The organism is Leclercia sp. UBA2479 (genome assembly GCF_002341985.1).
GTDB classification, from domain to species: Bacteria; Pseudomonadota; Gammaproteobacteria; order Enterobacterales; family Enterobacteriaceae; genus Enterobacter; species Enterobacter pneumoniae.
Window position 1 is genome coordinate 95,646 of record NZ_DDPB01000011.1, and the last position, 15,585, is coordinate 111,230.

Sequence of the window (15,585 nt, forward strand, 5' to 3'; positions counted from 1 at the left end):
ATTAGCCTGTATTACGCATGCCTGCCGCCACGCCGGCAATGGTGACCATCAGGGCCTGCTCGACACGGGGATCCGGTTCCGCACCTTCTTCCTCGGCTTTACGGGAGCGGTATAACAGCTCTGCCTGCAGCACATTCAGCGGGTCGGTGTAGATATTGCGTAGCTGGATGGACTCGGCAATCCACGGCAGGTCTGCCATGAGATGAGAGTCGTTGGCGATATCCAGTACCACCTTGATATCGCCTTCCAGGAGTTCACGCAGCTCTTTACCCAGCGTCCACAGCTCGGGTTTCACCAGACGCTGGTCGTAGTATTCTGCCAGCCACAGGTCGGCTTTCGAGAAGACCATCTCCAGCATACCCAGGCGGGTAGAGAAGAACGGCCAGTCGCGGCACATGCTCTCCAGTTCGCTCTGTTTGCCATCTTCCACCACTTTTTGCAGCGCCGCGCCCGCGCCCAGCCAGGCCGGAAGCATCAGGCGGTTCTGCGTCCAGGCGAAGATCCACGGAATGGCACGCAGCGACTCGACGCCACCGGTCGGGCGACGTTTGGCCGGACGTGAACCCAGCGGCAGCTTGCCCAGCTCCTGCTCAGGCGTGGCGGAACGGAAGTAAGGCACGAAATCTTTATTTTCTCGCACGTAGCCGCGGTACATCTCGCAGGAGATATCTGACAGCTCGTCCATGATGCGGCACCAGGCCTCTTTCGGCTCCGGCGGTGGCAGCAGGTTGGCTTCCAGAATGGCGCTGGTGTAGAGCGACAGGCTGCTAATGGTCACCTCTGGTAGACCATATTTGAAGCGGATCATTTCGCCCTGCTCGGTGACGCGCAGGCCCCCTTTCAGGCTGCCTGGCGGTTGAGAGAGCAGCGCCGCATGCGCAGGCGCGCCGCCACGTCCGATAGAACCACCGCGACCGTGGAACAACGTCAGTTCAATGCCCGCTTTTTCACAGGTTTTGATCAGCGCATCTTGCGCCTGGTACTGCGCCCAGGATGCCGCCATCACGCCCGCATCTTTTGCGGAGTCGGAATAGCCAATCATCACCATCTGCTTGCCCTGAATAAAGCCGCGATACCAGTCGATATTCAGTAACTGGGTCATCACGTCGTTGGCGTTGTTCAGGTCGTCGAGGGTTTCAAACAGCGGCGCCACCGGCAGGGCATAGTCGATACCGGCTTCTTTGAGCAGGAGGTGAACACCCAGCACGTCGGACGGGGTTTTCGCCATTGAGATCACGTAGGCGGCCACCGATCCTTTCGGTGCATCCACGATCGCTTTACAGGTATTGAGCACTTCACGGGTGTCGTTACTTGGCTCCCAGTTGCGCGGCAGGAGAGGGCGCTTGGAGTTCAGTTCACGGATCAGGAATGCCTGTTTGTCGGCTTCTGACCAGCTTTCATAGTCGCCGATACCGAGATAGCGGGTCAGTTCGCCCAGCGCTTCGGTATGACGGGTGCTCTCCTGACGCACGTCGATACGTACCAGCGGCACGCCGAAACACTTCACGCGGCGCAGGGTGTCGAGCAGCTCGCCGTTGGCGATGATGCCCATTCCACAGGCCTGCAGGGATTTATAACAGGCGTATAGCGGCTCCCAGAGCTGTTCATTCTGGCTCAACAGCCCTTCTGGTTTCGGCAGGCGCTGGCCTTTCAGGCGCGCTTCCAGCCAGGTCTGCGTTGCCATGAGTTGGCCACGCAGTTTTTTCATCAGGTAACGATAGGGCTCGCTGGCACCTTCTTCACCGGCCAGCTCGCGCAGTTCCGGAGTGGCTTCTACCATCGACAGTTCGGAGATAAGTACCTGGATATCTTTCAGGAACAGGTCGGTCGCTTTCCAGCGGCTCAGCAGCAGCACGTGGCGGGTGATATCCGCCGTAACGTTCGGGTTACCGTCGCGGTCGCCGCCCATCCAGGAGGTAAAGCGCACCGGTACGAAATCGACCGGCAGGCGGTAGCCGAGGTTCTCTTCCAGCTGTTCGTTCAGCTCGCGCAGGTAGTTCGGTACCCCTTCCCACAGGCTGTTTTCCACTACCGCAAAGCCCCATTTGGCTTCGTCTACCGGGCTTGGGCGGTGCTTACGAATTTCATCGGTATGCCAGGACTGGGCAATCAGCTGGCGCAGACGGCGCATCAGCTGGTTGCGCTCGTAATCGACAATATCTTTGTTATCGAGCTGCTTCAGGCAGTTATTCACTTCCACCATTTTGTGAATCAGCGTACGACGGGTGATCTCGGTCGGGTGGGCGGTGAGCACCAGTTCCAGCGACAGTGATTCAACCGCTTTTTTGATGGTCGCTTCGTTGAGATCGGGCTGGTCTTTGAGTTTTCTGAGCGTGCGGGCAATCACTTCCGGGTTGCTGGCCGCTTCGCCATGCGGCGAAATGCTGTGGTACTGCTCTGCGGTGTTCGCCAGGTTCAGGAACTGGCTAAACGCGCGGGCGACGGGCAAGAGTTCATCGTTAGAAAGATTCTGCAGCGTTGTGAGCAGCTCCTGACGATTGGCCTCGTTTCCTGCGCGGGAAGATTTCGACAACTTACGGATAGTTTCAACACGGTCGAGAATGTTCTCGCCCAGGGCATCCTTGATGGTATCTCCCAGCACCTTGCCGAGCATACTGACATTACTACGCAACGCGGAATATTGTTCGTTCATAAAAACCCAGTCACCCCATCATTTTTGTTTATGCCCTTTCAGCAATCTGACGGACATTATTTTGTCATCTCCCTTTATAAAGCCACGTAAAACCCCCGTCGTCAATTGCTGCGAAAACGGTTCAGCAAACGAAAAAATGCGGGCAATTTACGAAATTTAATTCGCTTTGTGTCAGATAAGAGATGCTTATGAGAATGTGATGGAGATCGCGGGAAATTTCCCTTCACTTAACCCTCTCCCACGGGGAGAGGGTATTTAAATACCCTCGTCTCTTTCGGAAGAGAGCAGGGTGAAGAGGCAGTTTTAATGCCAGCAGAAGTGATGCACAACCTGGGTTATCAATTCGCGGGTAGGTTTGATAAAGCGGGTTTCCAGATACTCATCCGGCTGGTGGGCCTGGTTGATGGAACCCGGGCCAAGCACCAGCGTCGGGCACAGGGTCTGAATAAACGGCGCTTCGGTGCAGTAGTTCACCACGTCGGTTTTCTCACCCAGCAGTTTTTCAACCACCTCAACCAACTGGTGGTCAGGCGGGCATTCGTAGCCAGGGATCGGCGGATGCAGCTCAGAGACCGTCAGACGGCCCGGCCAGCGCTCGCTTACCGGGGCCAGTGCTTCATTCAGCAGGCCGTCGAGATCGCTCAGCGTCATGCCGGGTAGCGGACGAATGTCCATATGCAGCTCACAGCAGGCGCAGATGCGGTTAGACGCATCGCCGCCGTGCAGGCTGCCAAGATTCAGCGTTGGGTAAGGGACGGTGAAGGCGTCATAGTGATAACGCTCCTTCAGGACATCACGCAGCGTCATGATGCGGCCAATGGCATCGTGCATCAGTTCAATGGCGTTTACTCCACGCGCCGGATCGCTCGAATGGCCAGACTGACCCATCACGCGTACCGCGGTGGAGATATGGCCTTTATGGGCGCGAATCGGCTGCAGGGAGGTGGGCTCGCCGATGATGGCGCAATCAGGGCGGATTGCGGTGTTTTCGGAGAAGTAGCGTGCCCCCGCCATGCTGGTCTCTTCATCGGCGGTCGCCAGAATGTAGAGCGGCTTTTTAAGCGTCGTCACGTCCACGTCACGCAGTGCGTCGAGAATAAAGGCGAAGAAGCCTTTCATGTCGGCGGTGCCCAGCCCGTAGAGTTTGTTCTCATGTTCGGTCAGGGTGAAGGGATCGCGTGTCCAGCGGCCATCGTCAAAGGGTACGGTATCGGTATGCCCGGCCAGTAATAAACCACCAGCGCCCTGGCCGGTACTGGCCAGCAGATTGAATTTGTTGCGCGTACCGGGAACGGGCTGAACTTCCACCTTAAAGCCGAGATCGCTGAACCAGCCTGCAAGCAGATTGATTAAAGTCTCATTACTTTGATCCAGCGCTTCTTCCGTTGCACTGATTGACGGTGTGGCAATCAGGGCGCGGTAAATCTCGATAAATGGTGGCAAATTCATTTTCATTGTTGACATACCTTAGGTCGTGATAGTATCAATATTCATGCAATAAATGTGAATAAAAATACACTAACGTTGAGCATAAAGGAACCCGATGTTGAATACGCTGATTGTAGGTGCTAGCGGCTATGCGGGCGCAGAGCTGGTTAGCTACGTGAATCGCCATCCTCATATGACCATAACCGCTTTGACCGTGTCAGCGCAAAGCAATGATGCCGGAAAATTAATTTCTGATTTGCATCCGCAGCTTAAGGGCATCGTGGATCTGCCGCTGCAGCCGATGTCCGACATCAGTGAATTTACCGACGGCGTGGACGTGGTGTTTTTAGCCACCGCACATGAGGTCAGCCACGACCTGGCACCGCAATTTTTGGCGGCCGGCTGCGTGGTGTTCGACCTTTCTGGCGCGTTCCGCGTTAATGACGCCGGGTTCTATGAGAAATATTATGGTTTCACGCATCAGCACCCGGATCTGCTTGAAAAAGCAGTGTATGGCCTGGCGGAGTGGAGCGCAGAGAAAGTAAAAGAAGCTAATCTGATTGCCGTGCCGGGCTGTTATCCGACTGCAGCACAGCTTTCGTTGAAACCGCTGATCGACGCGCATCTGCTGGATCTGACACAGTGGCCGGTGATCAATGCCACCAGTGGCGTGAGCGGAGCCGGGCGCAAAGCCGCCATCTCTAACAGCTTCTGTGAAGTGAGCCTGCAACCGTACGGCGTGTTCAATCATCGCCATCATCCGGAAATTACCACCCATCTGGGCGCAGAGGTGATTTTTACTCCGCATCTGGGCAGCTTCCCGCGTGGGATCCTCGAAACCATTACCTGCCGCCTGCAGCCGGGCGTGACGCAAGAACAGGTGAAAGAGGCCTTTACGCATGCCTATGCAGATAAACCGCTGGTGCGTCTGTATGACAAAGGCGTGCCGGCGCTGAAAAACGTCGTCGGCCTGCCGTTCTGCGATATCGGCTTTGCCGTCCAGGGCGAGCATCTCATTGTGGTGGCGGCAGAGGATAACTTACTTAAAGGCGCTGCCGCGCAAGCCATGCAGTGTGCCAATATTCGTTTCGGCTTCCCTGAAACGCAGTCTCTTATTTAAGGTGTGATGATGAATCCATTAATTATCAAACTCGGTGGCGTACTGCTGGATAGTGAAGAAGCGCTGGAGCGTCTTTTTACCGCGCTGGTGAACTACCGTGAGTCGCATCAGCGCCCACTGGTGATCGTGCACGGTGGCGGCTGCGTAGTGGATGAGTTGATGAAAGGGCTCAACCTGCCGGTGAAAAAGAAAAACGGCCTGCGCGTTACCCCTGCCGACCAGATTGACATCATTACCGGTGCGCTGGCGGGGACGGCCAATAAAACGCTGCTGGCGTGGGCGAAGAAGCATCACATTGCTTCCGTTGGCCTCTATCTGGGCGATGGCGACAGCGTAAAAGTGACCCAGCTCGATGAAGAGCTCGGCCACGTTGGACTGGCGCAGCCTGGTTCGCCTAAGCTGATCAACACTCTGCTGGAAGGCGGGTTTCTGCCGGTGGTGAGCTCTATCGGCGTAACCGAAGAAGGCGAGCTGATGAACGTCAACGCAGACCAGGCAGCTACCGCGCTGGCGGCAACATTGGGCGCAGACCTGATCCTGCTCTCTGACGTGAGCGGCATTCTGGACGGCAAAGGCCAGCGCATCGCGGAGATGACCGCAGCAAAAGCCGAGCAGCTGATTGACCAGGGCATTATCACCGACGGCATGATTGTGAAAGTGAACGCGGCGCTGGATGCTGCCCGCACGCTGGGCCGCCCGGTAGATATCGCCTCCTGGCGCCACGCTGAGCAACTGCCGGCGCTGTTCAATGGCACGCCGATTGGCACGCGTATTCTGGCATAACCATTTATTGATTTACCGCAGGCCGGGAACGCGACGCGACACCCGGCAGAACTAACGAATAAAGGAAGCATGTTATGGCACTTTGGGGTGGGCGTTTTACACAGGCAGCGGATCAACGTTTCAAACAGTTCAACGACTCTTTGCGCTTTGACTACCGCCTGGCCGAACAGGATATCGTCGGCTCTGTGGCCTGGTCCAAAGCGCTGGTCACCGTGGGCGTACTGACCACAGACGAACAGCTGCAGCTGGAAGAGGCGCTGAATAATCTGCTGGAAGAGGTGCGTCTGGATCCACAGCAAATCCTCCAGAGTGATGCCGAAGATATACACAGCTGGGTGGAAGGCAAGCTGATCGACAAAGTCGGCCAGTTGGGCAAAAAACTGCACACCGGCCGTAGCCGTAACGACCAGGTGGCGACCGATCTGAAGCTGTGGTGTAAAGAGACCGTCGCTGAGCTGCTGGCCGCGACCCGTCAGCTGCAGAGCGCGCTGGTGGAGACCGCGCAGAACAACCAGGACGCGGTGATGCCGGGTTATACCCACCTGCAGCGCGCGCAGCCGGTGACTTTTGCTCACTGGTGTCTGGCCTACGTAGAGATGCTGGCACGTGATGAAAGCCGTCTGCAGGATACGCTGAAACGTCTGGATGTTAGCCCGCTGGGTAGCGGTGCGCTGGCTGGCACCGCTTATGAAATTGACCGTGAACAGCTGGCAGGCTGGCTGGGCTTTGCCTCCGCCACCCGTAATAGCCTGGACAGCGTCTCTGACCGCGACCACGTGCTGGAGCTGCTCTCCAATGCTTCTATCGGGATGGTTCACCTGTCGCGCTTTGCCGAAGACCTCATCTTCTTCAACTCCGGTGAAGCCGGGTTTGTTGAGCTGTCAGACCGCGTGACCTCCGGCTCTTCTCTGATGCCGCAGAAGAAAAACCCGGATGCGCTGGAGCTGATCCGCGGCAAGTGTGGCCGCGTGCAGGGCGCGCTGACCGGCATGATGATGACCCTGAAAGGGCTGCCGCTGGCGTACAACAAAGATATGCAGGAAGACAAAGAGGGGCTGTTCGACGCGCTCGACACCTGGCTGGATTGTCTCCATATGGGCGCGCTGGTTCTGGATGGCATTCAGGTGAAACGTCCGCGCTGCCAGGAGGCGGCTCAGCAGGGTTATGCCAACTCGACCGAGCTGGCAGATTACCTGGTAGCGAAAGGCGTACCCTTCCGTGAAGCGCACCACATTGTGGGCGAAGCGGTGGTCGAAGCGATCCGTCAGGGAAAACCGCTGGAGGATCTGCCCCTGACTGACCTGCAGAAATTCAGTGCGGTGATTGGAGAGGATGTTTATCCGATTCTGGCGCTGCAGTCGTGCCTGGATAAGCGTGCGGCCAAAGGCGGCGTATCGCCGAAGCAGGTGGCCCAGGCCATTGCGGATGCGAAGAACCGCCTGGTCTGATGGGTGCGGGCTGGTGCCCTCACCCCGGCCCTCTCCCACGGGAGAGGGAGCAAACACTAAAAATGGCAACTTCGGTTGCCATTTTGCTTTTATCCCCGGGCTTTTTTATGCAAAAAAAATGCGGACCACGGGGTCCGCAAAAGTTCACGTTGGCTTTAGTTGTTCGAGTTTGAGAGAAACTCGTTTGACGGGCGGGGACGTCAAGGGTCAAACACGTACCGCCTCGTCTATGTGGTGTATTATTCAACAGAATGCTTGATAGGGATAATCGTTCGTTGCTATGCTATCTATCGCCATGAACTATCGTGGCGACGGAGGATGAATAATGAATATTCGTGATCTTGAATACCTGGTGGCGTTAGCTGAGCATCGTCATTTTCGCCGCGCGGCAGACTCCTGCCACGTTAGCCAGCCTACGCTGAGCGGCCAGATCCGCAAACTGGAAGATGAGCTTGGCGTGATGCTGTTGGAGCGCACCAGTCGTAAAGTGCTGTTCACTCAGGCAGGTCTTCTGCTGGTGGATCAGGCGCGTACCGTGCTGCGCGAGGTCAAAGTGCTCAAGGAAATGGCAAGCCAGCAGGGGGAAACCATGTCCGGCCCGCTGCATATTGGCCTGATCCCTACCGTTGGCCCGTACCTGTTGCCGCAGATTATTCCGCTGCTGCATCAGACCTTCCCGAAACTCGAAATGTATCTCCACGAAGCGCAAACCCATCAGCTGCTGGCGCAACTGGATAGTGGCAAGCTCGACTGTGCCATCCTGGCGCTGGTGAAAGAGAGCGAAGCCTTTATCGAGGTGCCGCTGTTTGATGAGCCAATGATGCTGGCGATCTATGAAGATCACCCGTGGGCGAACCGCGATCGCGTGCCGATGGCCGATCTGGCCGGGGAAAAGCTGCTGATGCTGGAAGACGGTCACTGCCTGCGCGATCAGGCGATGGGCTTCTGTTTCGAAGCGGGGGCGGATGAAGATACTCACTTCCGCGCAACCAGCCTGGAGACGCTGCGCAACATGGTGGCGGCGGGAAGCGGTATTACACTGCTGCCGGCGCTGGCCGTACCACGCGAGCGCAAACGTGACGGCGTGGTCTATCTGCCGTGCGTTAAGCCTGAACCGCGCCGCACTATTGGTCTGGTTTATCGTCCGGGGTCACCGCTGCGCAGCCGCTATGAGCAGCTGGCAGAGGCCATCCGAGGGGCGATGGATGGCCATTTCGATAATGCGTTAAAACAGGCGGTTTAAACCGTTCAGTGCAGCGACCCGATAGGCTTCTGCCATGGTCGGGTAGTTAAAGGTGGTGTTAACAAAGTATTCAATAGTGTTACCACCCCCTTTTTGCTCCATGATGGCCTGGCCGATATGAATGATTTCCGCGGCGCGTTCACCAAAGCAGTGAATGCCAAGGATCTCTTTCGTCTCGCGATGGAACAAAATCTTCAGCGTACCCACGCTCATCCCCACGATCTGCGCCCGCGCCAGATGTTTAAACTGGGCACGACCGACCTCGTAAGGCACCTTCATGGAGGTCAGCTGCTGTTCGGTTTTACCCACAGAGCTGATTTCTGGAATGGTATAGATGCCGGTCGGAATATCCTCAATCAGATGCGCCGTCGCTTCACCTTTTACCAGTGCCTGTGCGGCAATGCGTCCCTGATCGTAGGCCGCAGATGCCAGACTCGGATAGCCGATGACATCACCAACCGCGTAGATATGCGGTAGCGCGGTCTGGTACATGCTGTTGACCTTCAACTGGCCACGGCTGTCGGTCTCAAGGCCGATGTTTTCCAGCGCCAGAGAGTCGGTATTACCGGTACGGCCGTTAGCATAGAGCAGGCAATCCGCTTTCAGCTTTTTGCCGGACTTCAGGTGCATGATCACCCCGTCGTCGCAGCCTTCGATTTTCTCGTACTCTTCGTTGTGACGAATCACTACTCCACTGTTCCAGAAGTGATAGGAGAGGGAGTCGGACATCTCTTGATCGAGGAACGCCAGCAGACGGTCACGGGTGTTGATGAGATCAACTTTCACATCCATGCCACGGAAGATTGACGCGTATTCACAGCCAATTACCCCTGCGCCATAGATGATGACGTGGCGAGGTTCATGATGCAGGCTAAGAATGGAGTCGCTGTCGTAGACACGTGGGTGCGAGAAATCGACATCTGCCGGACGGTACGGGCGGGAGCCACAGGCGATAATAAATTTTTCTGCCGTGAGGGTCTCGACAGAGCCGTCGTGGCACTCCAGCGCCAGCGTGTGTTCATCCACAAAATGGGCATTTCCTTGCAAGATCTCGCAATGGTTACGCTCATAAAAACCCTGACGCATCCGTGTTTGCTGGTTAATCACGTTATCGGCATGATTCAGGATATCGGCAAAAGAGGAGCGAAGAAGTCGGGAATGGTCGCTGTAAAGAGGGTTCTGGTTGAATTCAATGATGCGGCTAACGGCGTGGCGGAGGGCTTTCGAAGGGATGGTGCCCCAGTGGGTGCAACCGCCGCCAACATTATGGTAGCGCTCTATCACCGCTACTCTGGCTCCCTGTTTAACCAGTCCCATAGCAGCGCCTTCGCCGCCGGGGCCGGAACCAATAACTATTGCGTCGTAATCGTAGGAATGTGGCATGGCAAGGCTTACCTGTTCTTATACATAAAAGCAACAGAATCATAACATCATTGCCAGAGTAACCCAATTATCGTTGTGCTTTTTTCGCGCAGTGGAGCACAAACCGCGCGTAAACAATCATTAACAAAGCCAGGCAAATCGATTAATTTTAAACTCTGGTATAGTGCCAGCAGGGCTTTGGAAGGATTCAATTATCGTGATGGGCGTAAGAGCACAACAAAAAGAGAAAACCCGGCGTTCGCTGGTGGAAGCGGCATTCAGTCAACTGAGTGCTGAGCGGAGTTTTGCCAGTTTGAGCCTGCGCGAAGTGGCGCGCGAGGCCGGAATTGCGCCAACGTCCTTCTATCGTCATTTCCGAGATGTGGATGAGCTGGGACTGACCATGGTGGATGAGAGCGGCCTGATGCTGCGTCAGCTGATGCGCCAGGCGCGCCAGCGTATTGCCAAGGGCGGTAGTGTCATTCGCACCTCGGTCTCTACCTTTATGGAATTTATTGGCAACAATCCCAACGCATTTCGTCTGCTGTTGCGTGAACGTTCCGGTACTTCGGCCGCGTTTCGTGCCGCCGTGGCGCGTGAAATTCAGCATTTCATCGCGGAACTTGCCGACTATCTTGAACTCGAAAATCATATGCCGCGTGCCTTCACGGAAGCGCAGGCCGAGGCGATGGTCACGATTGTTTTCAGTGCAGGTGCTGAAGCACTGGATGTGGGTATTGAACAACGTAAGCAACTCGAAGAGCGACTGGTATTACAGCTGCGGATGATCTCCAAAGGCGCGTATTACTGGTATCGCCGTGAACAAGAAAAGTTGGCACATCAAATCGACGAAGGTGAGTAATGAAACATTCTGGTCAGGATAAAGGTACGCTGTTGCTGGCATTGATCGCTGGCTTGTCTATCAATGGTTCTTTTGCCGCTATTTTTAGCTCCATTGTGCCATTCTCGATCTTCCCTATGATTGCGCTGGTACTCACGGTGTACTGCCTGCATCAGCGTTATCAAAATCGCACCATGCCGGTCGGGCTTCCGGCGCTATCAGCGGCGTTTTTTGTCCTGGGCGTCTTGCTCTATAGCACCGTGGTGCGCGCAGAGTATCCGGACATCGGCTCTAACTTCCTGCCGGCCGTACTCTCTGTCGCGCTGGTGTTCTGGATTGGCATCAAAATGCGTAGCCGCAAGCATCACTTGCCGGAGTAAGCGTTTTATTTAGCCGTCAGTAACACACCACACTCCATATGGTGGGTGTAGGGGAATTGATCAAACAGAGCCAGACGTTCAACCTTGTGCGTCTGGCTTAACGTTTCCAGATTCTTACAGAGGGTTTCCGGGTTGCAGGAGATATAGAGGATACGCGGATACGCCTGCACCATCTTCTCCGTTTCACTGTCCAGCCCACTACGTGGGGGATCGACAAAAATCGTCTCGCACTGGTAGCTCTTAAGATCAATGCCCTGCAAGCGGTTAAATTCACGCACGCCATTCATCGCCTGCGTAAATTCTTCTGCGGCCATGCGGATAATCTGCACATTATCAATGTGGTTCGCTGCAATGTTGTACTGCGCCGCCGCCACGGACGGCTTAGCAATCTCGGTTGCCAGCACTCGTTCAAAGTTACGTGCCAGCGCCAGCGAGAAGTTACCGTTACCGCAGTAAAGCTCAAGCAGATCGCCCGTTGACCCTTGCGTCGCATTCAATGCCCATTCCAGCATCTGTACGTTCATAGCCGCATTCGGCTGAGTAAAGCTGTTCTCAACCTGGCGGTAGATCATCTCTTTACCTGCCACCGGCAGACGTTCGTCGACGTAATCCTGGTCGAGCATAATTTTGGTTTTGGTAGCACGACCAATAATGTGGACGTTAATGTTTTGCGCCCGCAGCGGGTCGCGCAGAGCTTCGGCCTGCTCACGCCACTCATCGTTTAGTGCTTTGTGATACAGCAGCGAAACAATAGCCTGATTACTTTGCGTGGTCAGGTAGTCGATCTGGAACAGTTTATGACGCAGCACCGGGTTATTACGTACCCCTTCAATCATCAGCGTCATTAATTGATTAATTAATTCACTCGCTGCGGGAAACGTGTCCACGCGAATTCGGGATTTGGTCTGCTGGTCGAAAATGATGTGATACAGATCGTCGCCATCGTGCCAGATACGAAATTCGGCGCGCATACGATAGTGGCTGACCGGCGAACGAAACACCTCGGGAACGGGCGCTGCAAAAGGGGTCATCATACTTTGCAGGCGGACGACCTTCTCGGCCAGTTGCGCGTCGTACTGATCTGTCGGGAGGTGTTCGGGGGTCATGATGCGTCCTGAGTGAGAATGAATTACGCGGGGATTGTAGGGATTGTGCAGGGGATGTCCAGATTTAATGGCTAATAGCTATCTGGACATCTATACGTGTCTAATTGTAGCATTCTATTTCCGGTCTCAATGAGTGAAAAGGGAATCCAGTGGAAATCTGGAGCTGACGCGCAGCGGTAAGGACTGGCGGGATGAATGTTGTAGACACTGTGAAAATGGGAAGTCTTCATCCATATAACGTCACCCAGCCCGAAGACCTGCCGGGATCACGTCGCATTTGGTTTCATCATCGCGTGCTATAGATGAGGCCTGCGGCATCCTTCTTATATTGTGGATGCTTTTTACAATGATTAAAAAAATATCGCTGTGTACGGCGCTGTCCGTCACGGCATTTTCGGGCTGGGCGCAAGATAACGCCAGCACGATGGTGGTGACGGCAAACCGTTTCGAGCAACCTGTTAACTCTGTCTTAGCCTCAACGGATATCGTAACCCGTGAGGATATCGACCGCTGGCAGTCTAAAGATCTTATTGATGTGATGCGTCGTTTACCCGGCGTGCAAATTGCACAGAACGGCGGGATGGGGCAATCAAGCTACGTCTATATTCGCGGGGCGGAAGCTCGCCATACGCTGGTTTTAATTGACGGTATTCCGCTGGCAAAATCCGGTATCACGGGGATTTCTGATTTTAGCCAACTCCCTCTCTCTCTTGTTCAGCGCATTGAATTGATTCGCGGGCCACGTTCGGCAGTCTATGGTGCCGATGCGATTGGTGGCGTCGTCAATATTATCACCCAGAATTCACAGCCTGGCGGCAAAGTTCAGGCGAGTATGGGGTCTCATCATTATCAGCAGTACGATGCTACTGTGCGCCAACAGCTGGGCGAAGCGACGCTGGCGACGATCGCGGGCTCCTTCACCGAGACCCAGGGATTTAATGTCCAGCCCACCTCTACCTACTCCGGTGACCGCGATGACGATGGTTTCCGTAACAAAACCTTCTGGGCGGGCCTGAATCATAATTTTACTCAGGAGATTTCCGGGTTCATTCGTGGTTATGGCTATAGTAATAACACAGCCTATGACGCGGGCTATGCGGGGGGGAGTGATAAACGCCAGGTTTATAACCACACCTATGAAACCGGTCTGGCATGGAGCCATGATAATTACTCGACCCAACTGACGGGGAGTTATCAGAAATACAAAGATTACAACTACTCCAGCGTGTCAGGGATGTATAACGCCGGCACATCGCTCGACAATATGACGCAGAAAAACGTCCAGTGGGGTAACAGCCTGGCGGTAGGCTACGGCACGGTAAGCGCGGGCATTGACTGGCAACAGCAGAAGTTGACGTCAGAGGATCTGAGTAATTCCGATGATTATAAGCGTGACAATACCGGCTATTACCTGACTGCTCAGCAGAAGCTGGACACGGTGACGCTGGAAGGCTCCGTTCGTGGGGACGATAACGAACAGTTTGGCTGGAATGGCACCTGGCAGACGGCCGCAGGCTGGGAATTTGTACCTGACTACCAGCTTACTGTCTCTTACGGAACGGGGTTCCAGGCACCGACGCTGGGGCAGATGTATGGCCAGAGCCGTCTATTCATCACCTCGAATCCAGATCTGAAAGCGGAAAAATCGGGTCAGTTCGAAGTGGGCGTTCAGGGGTTAACCGGGCCTGTTAACTGGCGCCTGGCCGCTTACCAGAACAAGATTAAGGATCTGATCGATTACTACTCCCCTGATTTTGGCTTCACGGGGACCTATTTCAATACCCAGTCCGCTACGATTAAAGGCGTAGAGCTGAGCGGTGACTTTGAAACAGGCCCGGTGACGCACCGTCTGAGCGCTGAATATCTGGATCCGCGTCGAGACTCTGATAACGAGGTTCTGGCACATCGCTCTCGCCAGCAATATAAGTATCAGCTGGACTGGGCCATGTTCGGGTTTGATATGGATCTGTCTTATCAATATTTCGGTAAAAGCTATAACAACAACTCGAATCAGTTCTCGAGCGTGCAGCGCCGCATGCCATCTTATAGCCTTTTAGATCTGTCAGCTTCATATCCTGTCACCTCTCATCTGACAGTTCGTGGTAAAATAGCCAACCTGTTCGATAAAGATTACGAGACAGTTTATGGCTATCAAACTGCAGGACGGGAGTACACCTTGTCTGGCAGCTACACCTTCTGATCCACGCCCTACCGTGCTGGTGTTTGACTCCGGCGTCGGTGGGCTGTCGGTCTATGATGAGGTTCGGCATCTCCTGCCGGACCTTCATTACATCTACGCTTTCGATAACGTGGCATTCCCGTACGGAGAGAAGAGCGAAGACTTTATTGTCGAGCGCGTAGTGGAAATCGTCACGGCCGTACAACAACGCTACCCCCTGGCATTGGCAATTATTGCCTGTAATACGGCGAGTACTGTCTCTCTTCCTGCCCTGCGCGAGAAGTTTCCCTTCCCTGTGGTCGGCGTGGTCCCTGCGATTAAACCAGCGGCTCGTTTGACGGCCAATGGTGTGGTTGGCTTGCTTGCAACGCGCGGGACGGTAAAGCGTCCTTATACGCGTGAGCTGATTGAGCGCTTTGCCAATGAGTGCCAGATAGCCATGCTGGGTTCTGCCGAGCTGGTCGAAATCGCAGAAGCGAAGCTGCACGGTCAACCGGTGCCGCTGGAAGAGTTACAGCGCATATTGCGCCCGTGGCTGCGTATGGCTGAACCACCAGATACCGTTGTATTGGGTTGTACTCATTTCCCGCTATTAAAAGATGAACTGCTTGCCGCGTTACCGGAAGGGACTCGCCTGGTGGACTCCGGAGCGGCCATTGCACGAAGAACAGCATGGTTACTTGAAAATGAAGCGCCAAATGCAAAATCTTCTGATGCGAATATCGCTTACTGCATGGCATTGACTGCAGAAACTGAGCAACTTTTACCCGTTTTACAACGTTATGGCTTCGAAACGCTCGAAAAACTGGCGCTATAGCACCATTTTGCGCAAAAAAGAGACGGTTGAACGTTTTTTTTAAAAGAGGGGTTGTCAACGTCTGAGAACTCCCTATAATGCGCCTCCACTGACACGGAACAACGGCTTACAGGCCGCCGGGTTAGCGGGGTTCAGAGATGAACGCCAACAGAGAAAAGCGAAAAATAATTGCTTGACTCTGAATGAGGAAAACGTATTATACGGGACCTCGCAACGGTGAGCTGA

At 54.8% G+C, this 15,585-nt stretch carries 12 protein-coding genes and 1 riboswitch; of the genes, 8 read left to right on the top strand and 4 right to left on the bottom strand.

The window, feature by feature from the left end; all coding sequences use genetic code 11:
* Window position 1 precedes the first annotated feature (1 nt).
* Both ppc and argE read right to left on the bottom strand, forming a co-directional pair.
* Window positions 2-2,653, bottom strand: a complete 2,652-nt coding sequence (gene ppc / locus B3B59_RS17320; protein WP_046886222.1) for a phosphoenolpyruvate carboxylase — start codon at window positions 2,651-2,653, stop codon at window positions 2-4.
* A gap of 303 nt (window positions 2,654-2,956) precedes the next feature.
* Window positions 2,957-4,108 carry an acetylornithine deacetylase gene (gene argE, locus B3B59_RS17325; RefSeq protein WP_286809618.1) on the bottom strand — a complete coding sequence of 384 codons (1,152 nt, stop codon included), beginning with the start codon at window positions 4,106-4,108 and terminating at the stop codon, window positions 2,957-2,959.
* Window positions 4,109-4,196: 88 nt separating this feature from the next.
* Here argE and argC point away from each other — a divergent pair, with 88 nt between their 5' ends.
* The 4 genes from argC to oxyR all read left to right on the top strand — a co-directional run bounded on the left by argC (window position 4,197) and on the right by oxyR (window position 8,675).
* Window positions 4,197-5,201 carry an N-acetyl-gamma-glutamyl-phosphate reductase gene (argC, locus tag B3B59_RS17330; RefSeq protein WP_040078044.1) on the top strand — a complete coding sequence of 335 codons (1,005 nt, stop codon included), beginning with the start codon at window positions 4,197-4,199 and terminating at the stop codon, window positions 5,199-5,201.
* 6 nt (window positions 5,202-5,207) lie between these two features.
* The gene (argB, locus tag B3B59_RS17335) at window positions 5,208-5,984 is read left to right on the top strand and encodes an acetylglutamate kinase (RefSeq protein ID WP_006808651.1); all 777 of its coding nucleotides are present in this window, start codon (window positions 5,208-5,210) and stop codon (window positions 5,982-5,984) included.
* Window positions 5,985-6,058: 74 nt separating this feature from the next.
* The gene (gene argH / locus B3B59_RS17340; protein WP_286809619.1) at window positions 6,059-7,432 is read left to right on the top strand and encodes an argininosuccinate lyase; all 1,374 of its coding nucleotides are present in this window, start codon (window positions 6,059-6,061) and stop codon (window positions 7,430-7,432) included.
* Window positions 7,433-7,757: 325 nt separating this feature from the next.
* A complete protein-coding gene (oxyR, locus tag B3B59_RS17345; protein WP_286809620.1) occupies window positions 7,758-8,675 on the top strand; it encodes a DNA-binding transcriptional regulator OxyR in 918 nt (305 codons plus the stop codon).
* Here the strand turns inward: oxyR and sthA are convergent.
* Window positions 8,658-10,058, bottom strand: a complete 1,401-nt coding sequence (gene sthA / locus B3B59_RS17350) for a Si-specific NAD(P)(+) transhydrogenase (protein ID WP_040078049.1) — start codon at window positions 10,056-10,058, stop codon at window positions 8,658-8,660. The genes oxyR and sthA overlap by 18 nt on opposite strands.
* 196 nt (window positions 10,059-10,254) lie before the next feature.
* On the opposite strand from sthA, the gene fabR reads away from it, so the two are divergent.
* Together fabR and B3B59_RS17360 are read left to right on the top strand one after the other, a co-directional pair.
* A complete protein-coding gene (gene fabR, locus B3B59_RS17355) occupies window positions 10,255-10,899 on the top strand; it encodes an HTH-type transcriptional repressor FabR (protein ID WP_212478601.1) in 645 nt (214 codons plus the stop codon).
* Entirely contained in the window at window positions 10,899-11,258 is a 360-nt protein-coding gene (locus B3B59_RS17360; RefSeq protein WP_046886226.1) for a YijD family membrane protein, read from the top strand. Before fabR ends, B3B59_RS17360 begins: the two co-directional genes overlap by 1 nt.
* Before the next feature lie 5 nt (window positions 11,259-11,263).
* Here B3B59_RS17360 and trmA read toward each other — a convergent pair whose 3' ends face one another.
* Window positions 11,264-12,364 (bottom strand): tRNA (uridine(54)-C5)-methyltransferase TrmA, encoded by a 1,101-nt coding sequence (gene trmA, locus B3B59_RS17365; protein WP_286809621.1) that lies wholly within the window; start codon window positions 12,362-12,364, stop codon window positions 11,264-11,266.
* Window positions 12,365-12,468: 104 nt separating this feature from the next.
* Window positions 12,469-12,643: riboswitch (cobalamin riboswitch) on the top strand.
* 67 nt (window positions 12,644-12,710) lie between these two features.
* On the opposite strand from trmA, the gene btuB reads away from it, so the two are divergent.
* Entirely contained in the window at window positions 12,711-14,564 is a 1,854-nt protein-coding gene (btuB, locus tag B3B59_RS17370) for a TonB-dependent vitamin B12 receptor BtuB (protein ID WP_286809622.1), read from the top strand.
* On the top strand, window positions 14,509-15,360 hold the full coding sequence (murI, locus tag B3B59_RS17375; protein WP_040078055.1) for a glutamate racemase: 852 nt from the start codon (window positions 14,509-14,511) through the stop codon (window positions 15,358-15,360). The genes btuB and murI overlap by 56 nt, the downstream gene beginning before the upstream one ends.
* The last annotated feature ends 225 nt before the right edge of the window (window positions 15,361-15,585 follow it).